Origin of the sequence: Telmatospirillum siberiense, from assembly GCF_002845745.1 — a bacterium.
Taxonomy (GTDB): Bacteria; Pseudomonadota; Alphaproteobacteria; order Rhodospirillales; family Magnetospirillaceae; genus Telmatospirillum; species Telmatospirillum siberiense.
The window spans coordinates 1-16,317 of the sequence record NZ_PIUM01000018.1 but is presented as its reverse complement, the minus strand read 5'-3'; the positions used below and the strand labels follow the sequence as shown (position 1 = coordinate 16,317).

At 63.6% G+C, this 16,317-nt stretch carries 18 protein-coding genes and 2 pseudogenes; 16 read left to right on the top strand and 4 right to left on the bottom strand.

Translation table 11 applies throughout. The annotated features are described in order from the left end of the window. Positions 1–45 precede the first annotated feature (45 nt). The 11 genes from urtB to ureG are packed head-to-tail and all read left to right on the top strand — an operon-like array spanning position 46 to position 9,308. A complete protein-coding gene (gene urtB / locus CWS72_RS15200; protein WP_241911740.1) occupies positions 46–1,653 on the top strand; it encodes an urea ABC transporter permease subunit UrtB in 1,608 nt (535 codons plus the stop codon). Between the two features lie 18 nt (positions 1,654–1,671). Continuing rightward, complete coding sequence (gene urtC / locus CWS72_RS15195; protein ID WP_101251476.1) at positions 1,672–2,808, top strand: urea ABC transporter permease subunit UrtC; 1,137 nt, start codon at positions 1,672–1,674, stop codon at positions 2,806–2,808. Beyond that, a complete protein-coding gene (gene urtD / locus CWS72_RS15190; RefSeq protein WP_101251475.1) occupies positions 2,801–3,607 on the top strand; it encodes an urea ABC transporter ATP-binding protein UrtD in 807 nt (268 codons plus the stop codon). Before urtC ends, urtD begins: the two co-directional genes overlap by 8 nt. A gap of 11 nt (positions 3,608–3,618) precedes the next feature. Continuing rightward, positions 3,619–4,314 (top strand): urea ABC transporter ATP-binding subunit UrtE, encoded by a 696-nt coding sequence (gene urtE / locus CWS72_RS15185; protein WP_101251474.1) that lies wholly within the window; start codon positions 3,619–3,621, stop codon positions 4,312–4,314. After that, positions 4,289–5,167 (top strand): urease accessory protein UreD, encoded by an 879-nt coding sequence (locus CWS72_RS15180; RefSeq protein WP_101251473.1) that lies wholly within the window; start codon positions 4,289–4,291, stop codon positions 5,165–5,167. The genes urtE and CWS72_RS15180 overlap by 26 nt, the downstream gene beginning before the upstream one ends. A 16-nt stretch (positions 5,168–5,183) precedes the next feature. Beyond that, a complete protein-coding gene (locus tag CWS72_RS15175) occupies positions 5,184–5,486 on the top strand; it encodes an urease subunit gamma (protein ID WP_101251472.1) in 303 nt (100 codons plus the stop codon). Between the two features lie 14 nt (positions 5,487–5,500). Next, the gene (locus CWS72_RS15170) at positions 5,501–5,818 is read left to right on the top strand and encodes an urease subunit beta (protein ID WP_101251471.1); all 318 of its coding nucleotides are present in this window, start codon (positions 5,501–5,503) and stop codon (positions 5,816–5,818) included. Between the two features lie 2 nt (positions 5,819–5,820). Beyond that, positions 5,821–7,527, top strand: a complete 1,707-nt coding sequence (gene ureC / locus CWS72_RS15165; protein ID WP_101251470.1) for an urease subunit alpha — start codon at positions 5,821–5,823, stop codon at positions 7,525–7,527. Positions 7,528–7,535: 8 nt separating this feature from the next. Beyond that, positions 7,536–7,991: an urease accessory protein UreE gene (locus CWS72_RS15160; RefSeq protein WP_101251561.1), complete on the top strand. Its 456-nt coding sequence runs from the start codon at positions 7,536–7,538 to the stop codon at positions 7,989–7,991. Then, the gene (locus CWS72_RS15155; protein WP_101251560.1) at positions 7,984–8,685 is read left to right on the top strand and encodes an urease accessory protein UreF; all 702 of its coding nucleotides are present in this window, start codon (positions 7,984–7,986) and stop codon (positions 8,683–8,685) included. Before CWS72_RS15160 ends, CWS72_RS15155 begins: the two co-directional genes overlap by 8 nt. After that, on the top strand, positions 8,682–9,308 hold the full coding sequence (gene ureG / locus CWS72_RS15150) for an urease accessory protein UreG (protein WP_101251469.1): 627 nt from the start codon (positions 8,682–8,684) through the stop codon (positions 9,306–9,308). Before CWS72_RS15155 ends, ureG begins: the two co-directional genes overlap by 4 nt. Before the next feature lie 14 nt (positions 9,309–9,322). Here ureG and CWS72_RS15145 read toward each other — a convergent pair whose 3' ends face one another. After that, positions 9,323–9,805 (bottom strand): Lrp/AsnC family transcriptional regulator, encoded by a 483-nt coding sequence (locus CWS72_RS15145; RefSeq protein ID WP_101251468.1) that lies wholly within the window; start codon positions 9,803–9,805, stop codon positions 9,323–9,325. Positions 9,806–9,929: 124 nt separating this feature from the next. On the opposite strand from CWS72_RS15145, the gene ald reads away from it, so the two are divergent. The 4 genes and pseudogenes from ald (at position 9,930) to CWS72_RS15125 (ending at position 14,564) form a co-directional block, all read left to right on the top strand. Continuing rightward, positions 9,930–11,042, top strand: a complete 1,113-nt coding sequence (ald, locus tag CWS72_RS15140) for an alanine dehydrogenase (RefSeq protein ID WP_101251467.1) — start codon at positions 9,930–9,932, stop codon at positions 11,040–11,042. Between the two features lie 460 nt (positions 11,043–11,502). Next, a complete protein-coding gene (locus tag CWS72_RS15135) occupies positions 11,503–12,678 on the top strand; it encodes a cation:proton antiporter (protein ID WP_101251466.1) in 1,176 nt (391 codons plus the stop codon). A gap of 67 nt (positions 12,679–12,745) precedes the next feature. Continuing rightward, positions 12,746–12,925 (top strand): annotated as a pseudogene (locus CWS72_RS28810) (hypothetical protein); the annotation flags it as partial. Between the two features lie 238 nt (positions 12,926–13,163). Continuing rightward, entirely contained in the window at positions 13,164–14,564 is a 1,401-nt protein-coding gene (locus CWS72_RS15125; RefSeq protein ID WP_199175703.1) for an amino acid permease, read from the top strand. A gap of 185 nt (positions 14,565–14,749) precedes the next feature. Here the strand turns inward: CWS72_RS15125 and CWS72_RS15120 are convergent, their stop codons facing one another. Then, positions 14,750–14,923 carry a DUF3309 family protein gene (locus tag CWS72_RS15120; RefSeq protein WP_101251463.1) on the bottom strand — a complete coding sequence of 58 codons (174 nt, stop codon included), beginning with the start codon at positions 14,921–14,923 and terminating at the stop codon, positions 14,750–14,752. Between the two features lie 34 nt (positions 14,924–14,957). Beyond that, the gene (locus CWS72_RS15115; RefSeq protein WP_101251559.1) at positions 14,958–15,140 is read right to left on the bottom strand and encodes a CsbD family protein; all 183 of its coding nucleotides are present in this window, start codon (positions 15,138–15,140) and stop codon (positions 14,958–14,960) included. A 171-nt stretch (positions 15,141–15,311) separates the two neighbouring features. On the opposite strand from CWS72_RS15115, the gene CWS72_RS15110 reads away from it, so the two are divergent. After that, complete coding sequence (locus tag CWS72_RS15110) at positions 15,312–15,938, top strand: class I SAM-dependent DNA methyltransferase (protein WP_101251462.1); 627 nt, start codon at positions 15,312–15,314, stop codon at positions 15,936–15,938. Positions 15,939–16,134: 196 nt separating this feature from the next. On the opposite strand, the pseudogene CWS72_RS27830 reads toward CWS72_RS15110, so the two are convergent. Beyond that, positions 16,135–16,317: pseudogene (locus CWS72_RS27830) on the bottom strand (methyl-accepting chemotaxis protein); the annotation flags it as partial.

The window sequence follows — 16,317 nt, the reverse complement described above, 5'->3', positions numbered from 1 at the left end:
ATCGGTGTTCCCGGGGGAACGGAACAGTCTCGCCCGGTGACCTTCGTGAAAATCATATCCGTCGCCTTTTTTCTGTTTCTTGTCGCGACGGCCTGGAATAACCCGGCCGGTGCCGGTGATCGTCCGGATTTCGCCGGTGCCGTGGCGGCGCTGAACAGCGATGATTTCGACGAAAAGATCAAGGCGGTCGAAACCCTGGCGGCGCTGGGCGACCCGCGTGCCGTGCCGGTGCTCCAGGCGTTGCTCGATTCAAGGCTGTCCGCCGCCGAGGACGGACGGCTGCTCTACGCCGATGGCGACGTCTATCGCGACGCGATGGATGGTCAGCCGGTCACGGGCGTCGATCCGGCCGATCTGTCCGACGTTTCGGCCAACAACCGCGTGCGTGGCGCCATCGAAGGGGCGATCGGGCAACTCTCGCTGTTCGATCCCAATCCGGAAAAACGCCGCGGCGCGGCCCGCGCGGTCGCCGATTCCAAGTCAGCCGAGGCGGTCGATCTCTTGCAGAGGGCGCTGGCCCAGGAGACCGATCCGGCGACAGGGTCCGTCATGACGACGGCGCTGGCCGGCTTGCAATTGCGCGATGCCGATCGGACCGTCCGCTTGACGGCGATTCACACCCTCGCCTCCTCCACCGACCCGACGATGCTGGGCCTGCTCGAACGTCTCCAGGACGGGGAGCGGGATCAGGCGGTGCGGCGTGCCGCCGACCAGGCAATCTCGGGCATCCGCCAAAGGATCGCGCTCATCGGCATCGGCGCCCATCTGTTCGAAGGCTTCTCTCTGGGCAGCGTGCTGCTGCTGGCGGCCATCGGCCTGGCCATCACATTCGGCGTCATGGGGGTGGTCAACATGGCCCATGGCGAGATGATCATGCTGGGCGCCTACGCCACCTATGTCGTGCAGCAATGTTTCCGCATGTGGCTGCCAGCGTCGGCCTTCGACGCCTATCTGGTGGTCGCCGTGCCGGTCGCCTTCCTGATCAGCGGGGCGGTCGGCATCGCGCTGGAACGGGGCGTCATCCGTTTCCTCTACGGACGGCCGCTGGAAACCCTGCTTTCCACCTGGGGCATCAGCCTCGTCCTGCAGCAGTTGGTGCGCACCATCTTCGGCGCCCCCAACAAGGAAGTGGCCAATCCCGCCTGGATGACCGGCGGCATCGACATGAGCGGCGGCTTCATCCTGACCTGGAACCGCCTGATCATCATCGTCTTCTGCCTGGTGGTGCTGGGCGCGCTCGCCGCCCTGCTCCGCTATTCCCGCTTCGGCCTGCAGATGCGCGCCGTCGCGCAGAACCGGCCGATGGCTGCCGCCATGGGCATCCGCACCGGGCGGGTGGACGCGCTGACCTTCGGGCTCGGCTCGGGGATCGCCGGGATTGCCGGCGTCGCCCTGTCGCAGATCGGCAACGTCAGCCCCAACCTGGGACAGGGATATATCGTCGACAGTTTCATGGTGGTGGTCTTCGGCGGCGTAGGCTCCCTTTGGGGTACCCTGCTGGGGGCGGTCAGCCTGGGCGTCGTCAACAAATTCCTGGAGCCTTACGCGGGAGCCATGCTGGGCAAGATCCTGGTGCTGGTCTTCATCATTTTGTTCATCCAAAAGCGGCCGCGCGGCCTGTTCGCCCTCAAAGGGCGCTCCATCGAGGGATGAGGAAGGACTCAAAACCCCATGACGTCGCCCCTCCATCGCCTCCTGCAATTCCACGACCGCCGCTTCTGGCTGAGTTTCGCCGTCGTCGGCGCCGTCCTCCTGGGCCTCGTTCCGCTTCTCAATCTGCTTCCGGGCGAAAACTCGGCCCTGCATCTGCCCAACTACATGATACCACTGCTCGGCAAATATCTGTGCTACGGCCTGCTGGCGCTGGCGCTCGATCTGGTCTGGGGATATGCCGGCGTCCTTTCCCTGGGTCATGGCGCCTTTTTCGCCCTGGGCGGCTACGCCATGGGCATGTATCTGATGCGCGAGATCGGCACCAGGGGCGTCTATGGCAACCCGCTGCTGCCGGACTTCATGGTCTTCCTGGCCTGGAAGGAGTTGCCCTGGTATTGGATGGGCTTCGACCATTTCGCCTTCGCCGCCCTCATGGTGGTCCTGGTGCCCGCCTGCCTCGCCCTGGTGTTCGGCTGGCTGGCCTTCCGCTCGCGCATCACCGGGGTCTATCTGTCGATCATCACCCAGGCCATGACCTTCGCGCTGATGCTGGCTTTCTTTCGCAACGAAATGGGGTTCGGCGGTAACAACGGCCTGACCGACTTCAAGGATCTTCTGGGCTTCGACCTGCGCGATCAGACGACCAAGGTGGCGCTTTACGCGGCCAGCGTCGTCGCGCTGGGCGCAGCTCTCCTCATTTGCCGCTTCGTCGTGGCATCGAAGCTCGGCCGGGTGATGATGGCCATGCGCGACGCGGAAAGTCGCGTGCGGTTCCTGGGCTATTCGGTGACCGCTACCAAGCTGTTCGCCTTCACCTTGTCGGCCGCCCTGGCCGGCATCGCCGGGGCGCTCTATGTCCCGCAGGTCGGCATCATCAATCCGTCGGAATTTTCGCCGGCCAATTCCATTGAAATCGCCATCTGGGTGGCGGTCGGCGGGCGGGGCACCCTGGTCGGCGCCATCCTCGGCGCCCTGGCCGTCAATGCCGCGAAAACCTGGCTGACCGGCGCCCTGCCCGATGCCTGGCTGTTTTTCCTGGGCGCCCTGTTCATCGCCGTTACCCTGGTCCTGCCCGACGGACTGACCGGCCTGGCCGGGCGCCTGCACCGACGGCGCCCGAAGGCTCCGCCGGCACGGGAGGAAAAGCATGCCTGACGAGAGCCTTCCCATCGACGAGCCGCGCGGCTCGGGGTCACCTGCCCAGGGCAGCATCCTCTATCTGGACGGCGTGACCGTCAGCTTCGACGGCTTCAAGGCGCTCAACGCCCTCTCGCTGGTCATCGCGCCGGGCGAATTGCGCACCGTGATCGGCCCCAATGGCGCCGGCAAGACCACCATGATGGACGTCATCACCGGGAAGACCCGTCCCGACGCGGGCGACGTCCTCTTCGATGGCCACGTCGACCTGACCCGCCTCGACGAGGCGGCCATCGCCAACCTCGGAATCGGCCGGAAGTTCCAAAAACCGACGGTCTTCGAAAAGCTTTCCCTATTCGACAACCTGGAACTGGCCCTGAAAGGTCCGCGCGGCACCCTGGCCACCCTGTTTTTCACCCTTTCGGGCGAGGCGAAGGACCGCATCGGCCAGGTCCTCACCCTGGTCGGCCTCACCGACAAGGCGAAACTTCCGGCCGGCCAATTGTCCCATGGGGAAAAACAATGGCTGGAGATCGGCATGCTGCTGATGCAGGACCAGCGCCTTCTGCTGCTCGACGAACCGGTGGCCGGCCTCACCGACGCCGAAACCGAGGCGACGGCCGCCCTCATTCTCGATTTGTCCCGCGACCGTTCGCTGGGAGAGCGCTCGCTGGTGGTGGTCGAGCACGACATGGAATTCGTCCGCTCGCTGGCGGCCAAGGTGACGGTCCTGCACGAAGGCTCGGTCCTGGCCGAAGGCAGCATCGACGCCGTACAATCCAATCCCCGCGTCGTCGAAGTCTATCTGGGACGGTGAAACGCACAATCATGCTGAAAGTCGACGACATCAACCTGTTCTACGGCGCCAGCCAGGCGCTGCGCGGCGTTTCCCTGACCGCGCGAAAGGGCAAGGTGACCTGCGTGCTGGGGCGCAACGGCGTCGGCAAGACCAGCCTGATGCGGGCCATCATGGGCCTGCAGTCCGTTGAAAGCGGCAGCATCGGCTGGGAGGATCGGGAGATCACCCGCCTGCCCGCCTATGAACGGGCGCGGCGCGGCATCGGCTTCGTCCCGCAAGGCCGCGAAATCTTCGCCCGGCTTTCGGTGAAGGAAAACCTGGAAACCGGCTTCGCCCCGCTGCCACGCAGCCAAAGCCGCATTCCGCCCGAGATCTTCACGCTGTTCCCGGTCCTGAAGGACATGTTGGGCCGGCGCGGCGGCGATCTGTCGGGCGGCCAGCAGCAGCAATTGGCCATCGCCCGCGCGCTGGTCACCCGCCCTCGCCTCCTGATCCTCGATGAACCGACCGAGGGCATCCAGCCGTCGATCATCAAGGACATCGGACGGGTCATCAGGATGCTGGCCTCCGGCGGAACCATGGCCATCGTCCTGGTCGAACAATATTTTGAATTCGCGCGCGAACTGGCTGACGACTTTGCCGTCATGGAACGCGGCGAAGTCGTCATGGCCGGATCGGCCGCAGAATTGGTGGAGGCCGATGTTCGCCGCTATCTCACCGTTTGACGGAACTCAAGAACTTGACGCCTCGTCCCCGCCCCCTCCCGGCATGCACGGAATCGCGGAGGTTCGCCTGACCACCCGGGACGGAAAGACCGACCTGGCGGATCTTCGGCAAGTCTCGCCCTTGCGCGTTCTCTTTCCCACCGCCGCCTCCGGCGATCCCCTGACGGCGGCGCTGGTCACCACTTCGGGCGGATTGGTGGGCGGCGACAGCTTGGCCTTCGACCTGCGCGTGGAGGACGGGGCCTCCGGCCTGTTCGTCGCCCAGGCCGCCGAGAAGATCTATCGTTCGAGCGGTGCCGACGGCCGTATCGACGTCCGGCTTTCGGTGGGACGCGACGGATGGCTCGAATATCTGCCCCAGGAAACCATCCTGTTCGACAATGCCCGGCTGCGGCGCTGCACCGATGTCGACGTCGCCCAGGGGGGCCGCCTGCTAGCCGGGGAAATGCTGGTTTTCGGCCGCACCGCGCGCGGTGAAAGAATGAACCACGGCCTGATCCGCGATGCCTGGACCATTCGAAGGAACGGCAGGATGGTCTGGTCCGACGCCTTGCATCTCGACGGCGACATCGCCGGCCGCCTGGACGACGGAGCGGGGTTCGACGGCTGTCACGCCATGGCCACCCTGGCCCTGGTGGTGGACGATCCCCCGCCCTTCCTGACCATCCTGCGCGCCTGCCCCGATCATTCGCAGGTGCGTTTCGGCGCCACCATCGTCAATGGTATCCTGATCGCCCGTTGGCTCTCCGCCGACGCCCAGACCCTCAGACGATCCTTCGGATACGCCTGGGGTGAGTTGCGCGCGGCGGCCGGCAGCTGCCCGAAGACGCTGCCCAGGCTTTGGCATATTTGAAAAAAGGAGGATTCCGGTGAATTTGTCGCCAAGGGACAAAGACAAACTGTTGATCGCCATGGCGGCCATCGTGGCGCGCCGCCGGCTGGAACGGGGCGTCAAACTCAACTATCCGGAAGCCGTGGCCCTGATCACCGATTTCGTCGTCGAAGGCGCCCGTGACGGCCGGTCGGTGGCCGAACTGATGCAGGACGGCGCCAAGGTGCTGACACGCGCGCAGGTGATGGACGGCATCAGCGAGATGATCCACGAGATCCAGGTGGAAGCCACCTTCCCCGACGGGACCAAACTGGTGACCGTGCATGCTCCGATCCGATGAGATGAGGCTTTAAGATGATTCCCGGCGAAATTATCACCGCTCCCGGCAGCCTGGTGCTGAACGAGGGCCGCGCCACCATCACCCTGGCCGTGGCCAATACCGGCGACCGTCCCATCCAGGTGGGATCGCACTTCCATTTCCATGAGACGAACCGGGCGCTCGCCTTCGATCGCGACAAGGCGAGGGGCTTCCGCCTGGATATCCCGGCCGGCACGGCGATCCGTTTCGAACCGGGCCAGACCCGCGATGTTACCCTGGTGGCGTTCTCGGGCAACCGCACCGTCTGGGGATTCAACGGGTTGGTCAACGGGCCTCTCGAAGGAGGGAACTGATCATGGCTTATGAAATCGAAAGACAGGCCTATGCCGCCATGTTCGGTCCCACCACCGGCGACAAGGTGCGCCTGGCCGACACCGATCTCATCATCGAGGTCGAAGAGGACCGGACCCTCTATGGCGAAGAGGTCAAGTTCGGCGGCGGCAAGGTCATCCGCGACGGCATGGGGCAATCCCAGGCCTCACGGGCGGAAGGGGCGGTCGACACGGTCATCACCAATGCCCTGATCGTCGATCACTGGGGTATCGTCAAGGCCGACGTCGGATTGAAGGATGGATGCATCGCGGCCATCGGCAAGGCCGGAAATCCGGACATCCAGCCGGGCGTCGACATCGTCATCGGCCCCGGCACAGAGATCATCGCCGGCGAGGGCCGCCTCCTCACCGCCGGGGGTATCGACAGCCACATTCATTTCATCTGCCCCCAACAGATCGAGGACGCGCTGCATTCCGGAGTGACCACTCTGTTGGGCGGAGGCACCGGACCGGCCGACGGCACCAACGCCACCACCTGCACGCCGGGTCCCTGGCATCTGGCGCGCATGCTCCAGGCCGCCGAGGGTCTGCCGATCAACCTCGGTTTTTTCGGCAAGGGCAACGCCACCCGGCCGGAAGGCCTGATCGAACAGGTCCAGGCGGGGGCGTGCGGGCTCAAACTGCACGAGGATTGGGGCACCACGCCGGCCGCCATCGACACCTGCCTGTCGGTGGCCGACCAGATGGATGTCCAGGTCGCCATCCATACCGATACGCTGAATGAATCGGGCTTCTGCGAGGACACGGTGGCGGCCTTCAAGGGGCGCACCATCCACGCCTTCCACACCGAGGGCGCCGGAGGCGGCCATGCGCCGGACATCATCCGGCTGTGCGGCGTCGCCAACGTTCTGCCCTCCTCGACCAATCCGACCAGGCCGTTCACCGTCAATACGGTGGATGAACATCTGGACATGCTGATGGTCTGCCATCACCTCGACCCCCGCATTCCGGAGGACGTGGCTTTCGCCGAAAGCCGGATCCGCCGCGAGACCATCGCCGCCGAGGATATTCTCCACGACCTCGGCGCCATGAGCATGATGTCCTCGGACAGTCAGGCCATGGGCCGCATCGGCGAGGTGATCATCCGCACCTGGCAGACGGCCCACAAGATGAAGACCCAGCGCGGCGCCCTGTCCGGAGACGGCGCCAACGACAATCACCGGGTCAAGCGCTACATCGCCAAATACACCATCAATCCGGCGATCACCCACGGTATCTCGGCCCATGTCGGATCGGTCGAGGTGGGCAAGCTGGCCGACCTCGTCCTATGGAAGCCGGCCTTCTTCGGCGTCAAGCCGGACATGGTCCTGAAATGCGGTTCCATCGCCTCGGCCGCCATGGGCGATCCCAATGCCTCGATCCCCACTCCGCAGCCCGTGCATTATCGTCCGATGTTCGGCGCTTTCGGCGGCGCCTTGTCCCACAGTTGCGTGACCTTCGTCAGCGGCACGGCGGCCGAGGCCGGTATCGGGAGCCAACTGGGTCTGCGCCGTCGGATCCTGCCGGTGTCGGGCACACGGGGCCTGACCAAGGCGGCGATGATTCACAACGACGCCTGCCCCGTCATCGAGGTCGATTCGGAAACCTACGAGGTGCGGGCCGACGGACAGTTGCTGACCTGTGAACCGGCCCGCGAGCTGCCGCTCGCCCAGCGCTATTTCCTGTTCTGAGGATGGAAATGCGACGCGCCCTCTCCCTCCATCGGCCCGGCGACTGGCCGGCCGACCGTGCCCGGGCCAGCATCACCCTGGCCTGGGCCGACCGTCATCGGCGGCGCCTCGCCATGACCGACGATTCCGGGGGCGAGTTCCTGCTCGACCTCCCCGAGGCCAGTCTGCTGGCCGAAGGCTGCGGCCTGCGCCTCTCGGACGGCGAATGGATCGCCGTGCGGGCCGCGCCGGAAGCGGTCGTCGACATCGCTTGCCACGACGCCGAAAGCCTGATCCGCATCGCCTGGCATATCGGAAACCGTCACGCCCCCGTGCAAATTCTCGAAGGCGGCGGCCTCAGGATTCAAGACGATCATGTCCTGGTCGGCATGGTCGAGCAATTGGGTGGACATATCGTCCGGCATCGCGCGGCCTTTCACGCCGAGGGCGGCGCCTATGCCGCCGGGGAGCATCACCATGCCTGACGCCGGCGCCACCACCACCGACAACGACGGCCTTCTGCGCCTGATGTCCTGGCTGTCGCCGGCATTTCCGATCGGCAGCTTCAGTTATTCGCACGGACTGGAGCAGGCGGTCGAAGCCGGCCTGCTGACCGACCTGGACAGCGTCACCGGCTGGGTCGCCGGCATCCTGCGCCACGGCGGCGCCTGGATCGACGCGGTGCTGTTCTGCCAGGCCCATCGGGCGGTCCGTGAAAATGCCCCCAACCGGCTGGCAGAAATTTTCGATCTGGCGGAGGCCTGGCGCGGCACGGCGGAAACCGCCCTCGAGTCCCGGTCACAGGGAAAAGCCTTTGTCAAGGCGCTCTCCGCCTGCTGGCCGTCCGAGGAATGGGACCGCTGGATGGCCGGGCGGGAGGCACCCGCTTACGCCGTCGCCGTGGCGGTGGCCGCCGCGGCCGCTGGGATCGCCGAGGAGGCCGCCCTTGCCGCGTTCCTGCATGCGGTGGCGGCCAACCTGGTCTCGGCGGCGGTCCGGCTGGTTCCGTTGGGACAGACCGACGGTCAGAAGGCGGTTCGCGCCCTGGTCCGCATTCTGCCGGAAGTCGTCGCCGCCGCCGCCGTTCATCCCCTTGCCGACCTGGGCACGGCCACGCCCATGGTCGACTGGGCCAGCATGCGTCACGAAACCCAATATACGAGGCTGTTCAGATCATGACTTCTCCCTTCCGCGTTGGAATCGGCGGCCCCGTCGGTTCGGGCAAAACCGCCCTGATGGACCGCCTGTGCAAGCGGTTGCGCGACGCCTACGACATCGCGGCCATCACCAACGACATCTACACCCGCGAGGACGCGGAGTTTCTCACCCGTTCCGGCGCATTGCCCCCCGACCGCATCATGGGCGTCGAGACCGGCGGCTGCCCGCATACGGCCATCCGCGAAGACGCCTCGATCAATCTGGCCGCCGTGTCCGAAATGACCGCACGCTTCCCCGGCCTGGAAATCATCCTGGTCGAATCGGGGGGCGACAATCTGTCGGCCACCTTTTCGCCGGAACTGGCCGACATCACCATCTATGTCATCGACGTGGCGGCCGGCGACAAGATCCCCCGCAAGGGAGGCCCCGGCATCACCCGTTCCGATCTTCTGGTGATCAATAAGATCGACCTGGCGCCGATGGTCGGCGCCAGCCTGGAAGTGATGGACCACGACGCCCGGCGCATGCGGGGCACCCGTCCCTTCGTCTTCACCAACTTGAAGTCCGGCGACGGACTGGAGGAAGTCGCAGCCTTCATCCTGAAAAGCGGCGGCCTGCCCCGCCGGACCGGCACGGCGGCGTAAGCGGCCGGATAATTTCAGACGGGAAAAGCCGTCCGCTTGCAAATTCCCCGAATGGTGAAGCGGGTACGCAGGCGGGCGGCGCCGGGCAGCCGGGCCAGGACCTGGCGATGCAGACGTTCGTAATCGTTGCTGTCGGCCACCGACACCTCCAGCAGGTAATCCGTATCCCCCGCCATCAATGAACATTGCATGACCTCGGGGCAGGCCCTCACCGCCTGCTCGAAGGCATCCAGGGCGACATCCGTCTGCCGTTCCAGGCTGATTTCAATGAAAACCGTCAGGCCCCGCCGCACCGGCGCCGGGTTCAGGAGCGCCACGTAGCGCTCGATGACGCCCGCCTGTTCCAGCAGTTGAACCCGGCGCAGACAGGCCGATGGAGACAGGCAGACTTTCTCGGCCAGTTCGGCATTGCTGATGCGCCCGTTCTCCTGGAGCAGACGGAGAATTTGGCGGTCCTTGGCATCGAGACGATCAAAGTCGAATATTGTTTCAATCATTTTAATAACCATCGAATTTTCTGCGAAATATTAAGTATTTCGTTCGTCAGATCGCAAGGACATTCACCATAAACAGCGCATAAAATAATAACCGAATTCGTCGCCATCAGGAGAGATGCTAGCCATGAAGATCGGTGTTCCAAAAGAAACGAAAATTCACGAATATCGGGTGGGCCTGGTCCCCGCCGGCGTCCGTGAACTGGTCGCCGCCGGCCACAAGGTGGCCATCGAGAAGAACGCCGGTCTGGGTTCCGGCATCCCCGACGCCGATTACGAAAAGGCCGGCGCCACCATCCTCGGCACCGCCGACGAGGTGTTCGCCACCTCGGACATGATCGTCAAGGTGAAGGAGCCCCTGGCCGCCGAGCGCAAGAAGCTGCGCCCCGGACAGATCCTGTTCACCTATCTGCATCTGGCGCCCGACCCGGAACAGACCCACGATTTGCTGGAAAGCGGGGCCATCTGCGTCGCCTACGAGACGGTGACCGCCGCCGACCGCTCCCTGCCGCTGCTGACCCCGATGTCGGAAGTCGCCGGACGCATGTCGATCCAGGTGGGCGCAGCCTGCCTCGAGAAGGAACTGGGCGGCCGTGGGGTTCTGCTGGGCGGCGTGCCCGGCGTGCCGCCGGCCAACGTGGTCATCCTGGGTGCCGGCGTCGCCGGATCCAATGCCGCGCTCATTGCCCTCGGCACCGGAGCCAATGTGACCATCGTCGACCGCTCGCTGCCCGCGCTGCGCCGCGCCACCGACCGCTTCGGCACCGCCCTGCGCACGGCCTTCTCGACCCAGGCCGAAATCGAACGCCTGGTCGTCGACGCCGACCTCGTCATCGGCGCCGTCCTGGTCGCCGGCGCCACCACGCCGAAGCTGGTCACCGCCGACATGGTCAAGAAGATGCAGGCGGGTTCGGTTCTCGTCGATATCGCCATCGATCAGGGCGGATGTTTCGAGACCAGCCACGCCACCACTCATGCCGAGCCGACTTTCGTCATCGATGACGTGGTCCATTATTGCGTGGCCAACATGCCGGGCGCCGTCGCGCGCACCTCGACCTTCGCCCTGGCCAATGCAACGCTGCCGTTCGCCCTGTCGCTGGCCAACAAGGGGGGGAAGGACGCCCTGGCAAGCGATCCGCATCTTCTGGCCGGACTCAACGTCCATACCGGCAAGCTGACCTACCAGGCCGTCGCCGAGGCTCTCGGCCTGAAATACACACCGGCCCAGTCGGTCCTATAAACCACCGCCTCCCCGACGGTGGTGATGTCCAGGCAGGTAAAAGCCCTTCTCCCCTCGCGGGAGAAGGGTTGGGATGAGGGGGCATCCCGCCGACAGGCAGAAGAAAACTCTCAGGCGTCGCGCGCGAGCGGGTGAGGGGTTCGCGCGTCGGCGCGACAGAAAGACTTGCTTGTTTTTGCACACTTTTTCCGCACTCCCGCGCGTAAGTCCCCTCACCCCACTCGCTTCGCTCGTCCCCTCTCCCGCAAAGCGGGCGAGGGAGAAGACTATAAAGCCCGGCCTTTTGCCCTTCTTGCCCAGGCAACTCCTTCCGATCGCCGGCCTCAATGAGGCTTTTCGACCGGAAGGAGTCCGCCCCTTCGAAAATCATAAGCTCCCTCCTGTTCACCTTGACTTTCCCCTGGGGAGATCCCCTTTCTCAAAAGGTCTGGATTCCAATCTCCAGCCCCTGAGGAAGTAAATGACCGCCAGCGGAATCGGCCTTGTCCTGCTTGTCGCCTGTGTGGTCGCCATGCTATCCCGCAGGCTGCGCCTGCCCTACAGCGTCGGCCTCGTCGTCGCCGGCATCGGACTGGCGGTCCTGGGCGGCCCGATCGACTTCACCCTGGCATCCGATCTGATTTTCCCGGTTCTGCTGCCCCCGTTGATTTTCGAGGCGGCCCTGCAAATCAAATGGCGGCGGTTCCGTGACGATCTTCCGGTCAGCCTGACACTGGCCTTTCCCGGCGTTCTGCTGGCCGGAGCGATCATCGCGGCGGGGATGCATCTCGTCATCGGCTGGAGTTGGCTGGGCTCGGCGCTGTTCGGCGCCCTGATCGCGGCGACCGACCCGGTGTCGGTCATCGCCGCCTTCAAGGAAATGAAGGTCGAGCCGCGTCTCAGCCTTCTGGTCGAATCGGAAAGCCTGCTCAACGACGGTGCCGCGGCGGTGGCCTTCGCCATTCTCGCCTCCGTCGCGAACGGCGCCACCCTCGAGCCCATGAATATGGCGGGATCGCTTCTATGGATGGTCGCGGGCGGGGTCGTGGCCGGGGGCCTGGTCGCCGGAGCCTTGCTGCTGCTGGCGGGGCGTACCGAGGATCATCTGGTCGAGATCACCCTGACGACCATCGCCGCCTATGGCTCGTTCCTGCTGGCCGAACATTTCCACATGTCCGGCGTCCTGGCGACATTATCGGCCGGCCTGATCGTCGGCAATGTGGGATGGAAAGGCTCCATCTCCGAGGCTGGACGGGAGCATGTCGTCGCATTCTGGGAATATGCTGCCTTCCTGGCGAATTCGGTGGTGTTCATCCTGATCGGCGGCCATGAGGCCAACCATGCGGCGCAGCTCCTTTCCGTCGCCGCCGCCGTCGCCGTGCCGCTTGTTCTCGTCAGCCGATGGGCCGCGGTTTATCCGCTGTGCGCCCTGTTCGCCCGATCGACCAGAAGGGTCGACCCACGTCATCAGCATGTCCTGTTTTGGGGCGGACTGCGTGGGGCGCTGGCCTTGGCGCTGGCCTTGGCCATCCCGGCAAGCGTTCCCGAAAAGAACGCCATCCTCATCGCCGCCTTCTCCGTCGTCGCTTTTTCCATCTTCATCCAGGGCCTGTCCATGCCCTGGCTGATCCGAACGCTCCGCCTGAAAGCCCGGTAATCGGTCAGCCGCGCGAAACGGCGGTGATGGCCAGTTCCTCGTCAAGACAGGTGAGGAAACTGGCGGCGATGGCTTCGAGCCCCATATCGCCGCGGACCAGCGGGTCAGAACGGGGGATTCGCTAATCTCGTTCGATATGGACGCTCTCGCCCACAGGGCCAAAAGCCTGCTGATTTCGCTCATCGTCCTCGGCGAGGACTTCCAGATGACACCGATCGTCGCCGGCCGCCCCCATCGCCTCCGGTGAACCGCTGGCGACCATCTATCCGAAGAGGCGCGATCCCTTCTTGACGCCCAGTCAGGGATGACGGGAGCGTTTGTTCAGGCAGGAATTTTTACGGAAATTTACCCCGCCACGGCCTTTCCTCTGAAAAGCAATAGCCTTATACCATCCGGGATCCCTGGGACGGTATAAGGCCAAGCGACTGGCAACACATCAAAACCAATGGGTCGAAAATGAACCTTACCGGGAGGAGATGCCAGTCATGGCCAATGAAATTCCAAGGGAAGAACTCCAGCGAGGACTGAAGGAAAGACATATTCAACTCATCGCCATCGGCGGCGCAGTCGGCGTCGGACTGTTCTACGGTTCGGCCAGCGCCATCAAGACCGCCGGCCCGATGCTGATGATCTCTTATCTGGTGGCCGGCATCGTCATGTTCTTCATGATGCGCGCCTTGGGCGAGGTCGCCCTCGCCCATCCCGTCTCCGGCTCATTCAGCGCTTACGCGCATCACTTCATCAACCCGCTCTTCGGCTATTTGACCGGATGGACCTACTGGTTCGCCTGGGTGGTGACCTGCATGGCGGAAATCACCGCGGTCGGCGTCTATGTCCATTTCTGGCAACCCGATCTGCCGCAATGGATTCCGGCCCTGGCCGCCGTCCTCGGCATGTCGCTGGTCAATTTCGTATCGGTCAAGGTTTATGGAGAGTTCGAGTTCTGGTTCGCCTTGATCAAGGTGGCGACCATCGTCGCCATGATCATCTTTGGCGGCGCCATGATCGTCTTCGGCCTGGGCAACGGCGGCGTGGCCATCGGCATTTCCAACCTGTGGACTGTCGATGGAGGCTTTTTCACAAAGGGATTCACCGGCTTTTCCCTGTCCCTGGTGATGGTCAGCTTCGCCTATATCGGTATCGAGCTGGTCGGTGTGACGGCCGGCGAAGCCAAAAATCCGGAAAAAAGCCTGCCCGCCGCCATCGACAAAATTTTCTGGCGGATTCTGATTTTTTATATCGGCACCCTGTTCGTCATCATGTCCCTCTACCCTTACGATCAGTTGGGAACCGTAGGCAGCCCGTTCGTCGCCACTTTTGCCAAATTGGGCATTCCGTCAGCCGCCGGCCTCATCAACTTCGTCATTCTGACGGCCGCTCTGTCGTCCTGTAACAGCGGCCTCTTCAGCACCGGCCGCATGCTTTACAACCTTGCTTTGCAGGGAAAGGCCCCAGCGATTTTCGGGCGGCTCAATGGCAGAAAGGTGCCGGCCAATGCCCTTCTGGTCTCTTCGGTACTGCTGCTGGTCGGCGTCGCCCTCAATTATCTGGTTCCTGGCGAGGTGTTCAATTACGTCACCAGCATCGCCACCTCGGGCACTTTGTTCGTCTGGGGCATCATCGTCGTCGTCCAAATGAAATATCGAGCGGCCCTCACCCCACGGGAAGCTGCCGCGCTCAAATACAAAATGCCTCTTTATCCCCTTGCCAACTATATCGTCCTGGCATTCCTCGTCTTCGTCATCATCACCATGGGCTTCGACGAAAACAACCGTGTCGCCCTCTATGTGGCCCCCTGCTGGTTCGCGTTCCTTCTCGTGAGCTACTACGGCGCCGGCTATCACCGGAAACTCGACGACATCGTCGCCGAAGGCGAGAGTCCTTGAGCCTTTGTCCAAACGATAATTGAACGCCCAAGCGTCACAACGCCCCTTTCCGATCACAAGCTGTAAGAAGCTTATGTCGATCGGAAGGGGACGTTATGAAAATTGGGTCACCGAAGGAAAGCGGGTCCGTCCGCATCACCGATGGGATCGATCACTGATGCAGCCATGTCATCCTCCCTCTATTGCTACCGCATCCCCATTCCACCGAAACCGCCGAAAAACCAGAGCGCCAGAAGAATGAGCAGCACCAAGCCAAGAACACCGCCCAGTCCGGAACTGCCATAGCGGCCGTGAGCGTAATACCCACCGCCGCCGCCAAGAAGAATAACCAACACGACGATGATGACAATCGTGCTCATGCCCCGCCTCCCTTGGTAAACCTACATATTTCCATTACTTTTTCAGTGCGTCCCGCACTGCATCCTTCACGCCGCCGACGGCGTTCCGGATCTTGCCTTCGGCCTTGTCCGCCCGACCGTCAGCCCTCAATTTGGCGTCGCCCGTCATCTTGCCGACCGCTTCCTTGACCGCACCCTTGGCCTCTTTCGCCGAGCCGGAAATTCTGTCTTTGTCCATGGCCATAGCCTCCTGGCGTTCCCGTAGCGCTGTTGAAATCCTTCGGCTAAGGGCTGCCGATGGCTGAGCATAGCGGTCGGCAGGGCGCTTGCGGTAGGCTCGGGAATTACTCAAAGCCGGACGCCTCGCGCCCTGACCGTCGCCAGGCAGGCAGCCGGACCGGAGGTAACGATGCTCGATCCCAAGGACCTCAGGACTATCGCCGATCGCACTCTCGGCCATTACAACCGGCATGCCGAAGAATTCTGGCAGGGAACACGCGATCACGATGTCAGCCAGAACATCGCCGCGCTGCTGCAAGCGCTCGAAGGTGAACCGCCGTTCCTGATTCTCGATTTTGGTTGCGGACCTGGGCGCGATCTCAAAAAATTTGCCGATCTCGGTCACCGGGCGGTGGGCCTGGAAGGTGCTGGGCGATTTGCCGAGATGGCACGGAGCCATAGCGGCTGCGAGGTGTGGCTGCAGGATTTCCTCAGCCTCGACCTGCCCGGCGATCATTTCGATGGCATTTATGCCAATGCATCGTTGTTCCACATTCCCAGCCAGGAATTACCGAGGATCCTGATGGAACTCCGCGCCAGCCTGAAGGCAGGCGGAGTGCTGTTCAGTTCGAACCCCCGTGGCGACAATAGCGAAGGCTGGAACGAGGAGCGCTACGGTAGCTACCATGATCTTGACGCCTGGCGCGGCTATGCATCCGCCGCCGGTTTCGTCGAACTTTCCCATTACTACCGACCAGCCGGTCTTCCCCGCGAACGCCAGCCCTGGCTGGCCGGCGTCTGGCGCAAATTGGACTGAATTGTTCCGGGGCGGTGTCCCGATTACGCCCCATCTTATACCAACTCTCGGTGATCGGAACCGATCACCGAGCCCTCAATCGCCGGGCGGGTTTCTCCGAAACCCTGGGCTTCGCGCCAATGATGGCGCGGGCCCTCAATGGGCCAGACCAAGTTTCGATAAGTTATCCTCATCGAAACTTGGTATTAACCGTTTGTCAGGCGGCACGGACGTCCTTGAGGAAGCCGTCGACGACCCGGCGAAGCGAATCGGATTCGCGGGCTAGGCTGGTCGCCGCGGTCAGCACGCCATGCGCCGAATGGCCGGTCTCGGTCGCCGCGTCCGAGACACCGCCGATGTTCTGCGTCACCTGCTGCGTGCCCTCCGCAGCCTGCTGCAC

Coding starts and splice junctions, on each gene's coding strand:
- urtC (WP_101251476.1), top strand. CDS start 1,672: ATGACGTCGCCCCTCCATCGCCTCCTGCAATTCCACGACCGCCGCTTC.
- urtD (WP_101251475.1), top strand. CDS start 2,801: ATGCCTGACGAGAGCCTTCCCATCGACGAGCCGCGCGGCTCGGGGTCA.
- urtE (WP_101251474.1), top strand. CDS start 3,619: ATGCTGAAAGTCGACGACATCAACCTGTTCTACGGCGCCAGCCAGGCG.
- CWS72_RS15180 (WP_101251473.1), top strand. CDS start 4,289: ATGTTCGCCGCTATCTCACCGTTTGACGGAACTCAAGAACTTGACGCC.
- CWS72_RS15170 (WP_101251471.1), top strand. CDS start 5,501: ATGATTCCCGGCGAAATTATCACCGCTCCCGGCAGCCTGGTGCTGAAC.
- ureC (WP_101251470.1), top strand. CDS start 5,821: ATGGCTTATGAAATCGAAAGACAGGCCTATGCCGCCATGTTCGGTCCC.
- CWS72_RS15160 (WP_101251561.1), top strand. CDS start 7,536: ATGCGACGCGCCCTCTCCCTCCATCGGCCCGGCGACTGGCCGGCCGAC.
- CWS72_RS15155 (WP_101251560.1), top strand. CDS start 7,984: ATGCCTGACGCCGGCGCCACCACCACCGACAACGACGGCCTTCTGCGC.
- ureG (WP_101251469.1), top strand. CDS start 8,682: ATGACTTCTCCCTTCCGCGTTGGAATCGGCGGCCCCGTCGGTTCGGGC.
- CWS72_RS15145 (WP_101251468.1), bottom strand. CDS start 9,805: ATGATTGAAACAATATTCGACTTTGATCGTCTCGATGCCAAGGACCGC.
- ald (WP_101251467.1), top strand. CDS start 9,930: ATGAAGATCGGTGTTCCAAAAGAAACGAAAATTCACGAATATCGGGTG.
- CWS72_RS15135 (WP_101251466.1), top strand. CDS start 11,503: ATGACCGCCAGCGGAATCGGCCTTGTCCTGCTTGTCGCCTGTGTGGTC.
- CWS72_RS15125 (WP_199175703.1), top strand. CDS start 13,164: ATGGCCAATGAAATTCCAAGGGAAGAACTCCAGCGAGGACTGAAGGAA.
- CWS72_RS15120 (WP_101251463.1), bottom strand. CDS start 14,923: ATGAGCACGATTGTCATCATCGTCGTGTTGGTTATTCTTCTTGGCGGC.
- CWS72_RS15115 (WP_101251559.1), bottom strand. CDS start 15,140: ATGGACAAAGACAGAATTTCCGGCTCGGCGAAAGAGGCCAAGGGTGCG.
- CWS72_RS15110 (WP_101251462.1), top strand. CDS start 15,312: ATGCTCGATCCCAAGGACCTCAGGACTATCGCCGATCGCACTCTCGGC.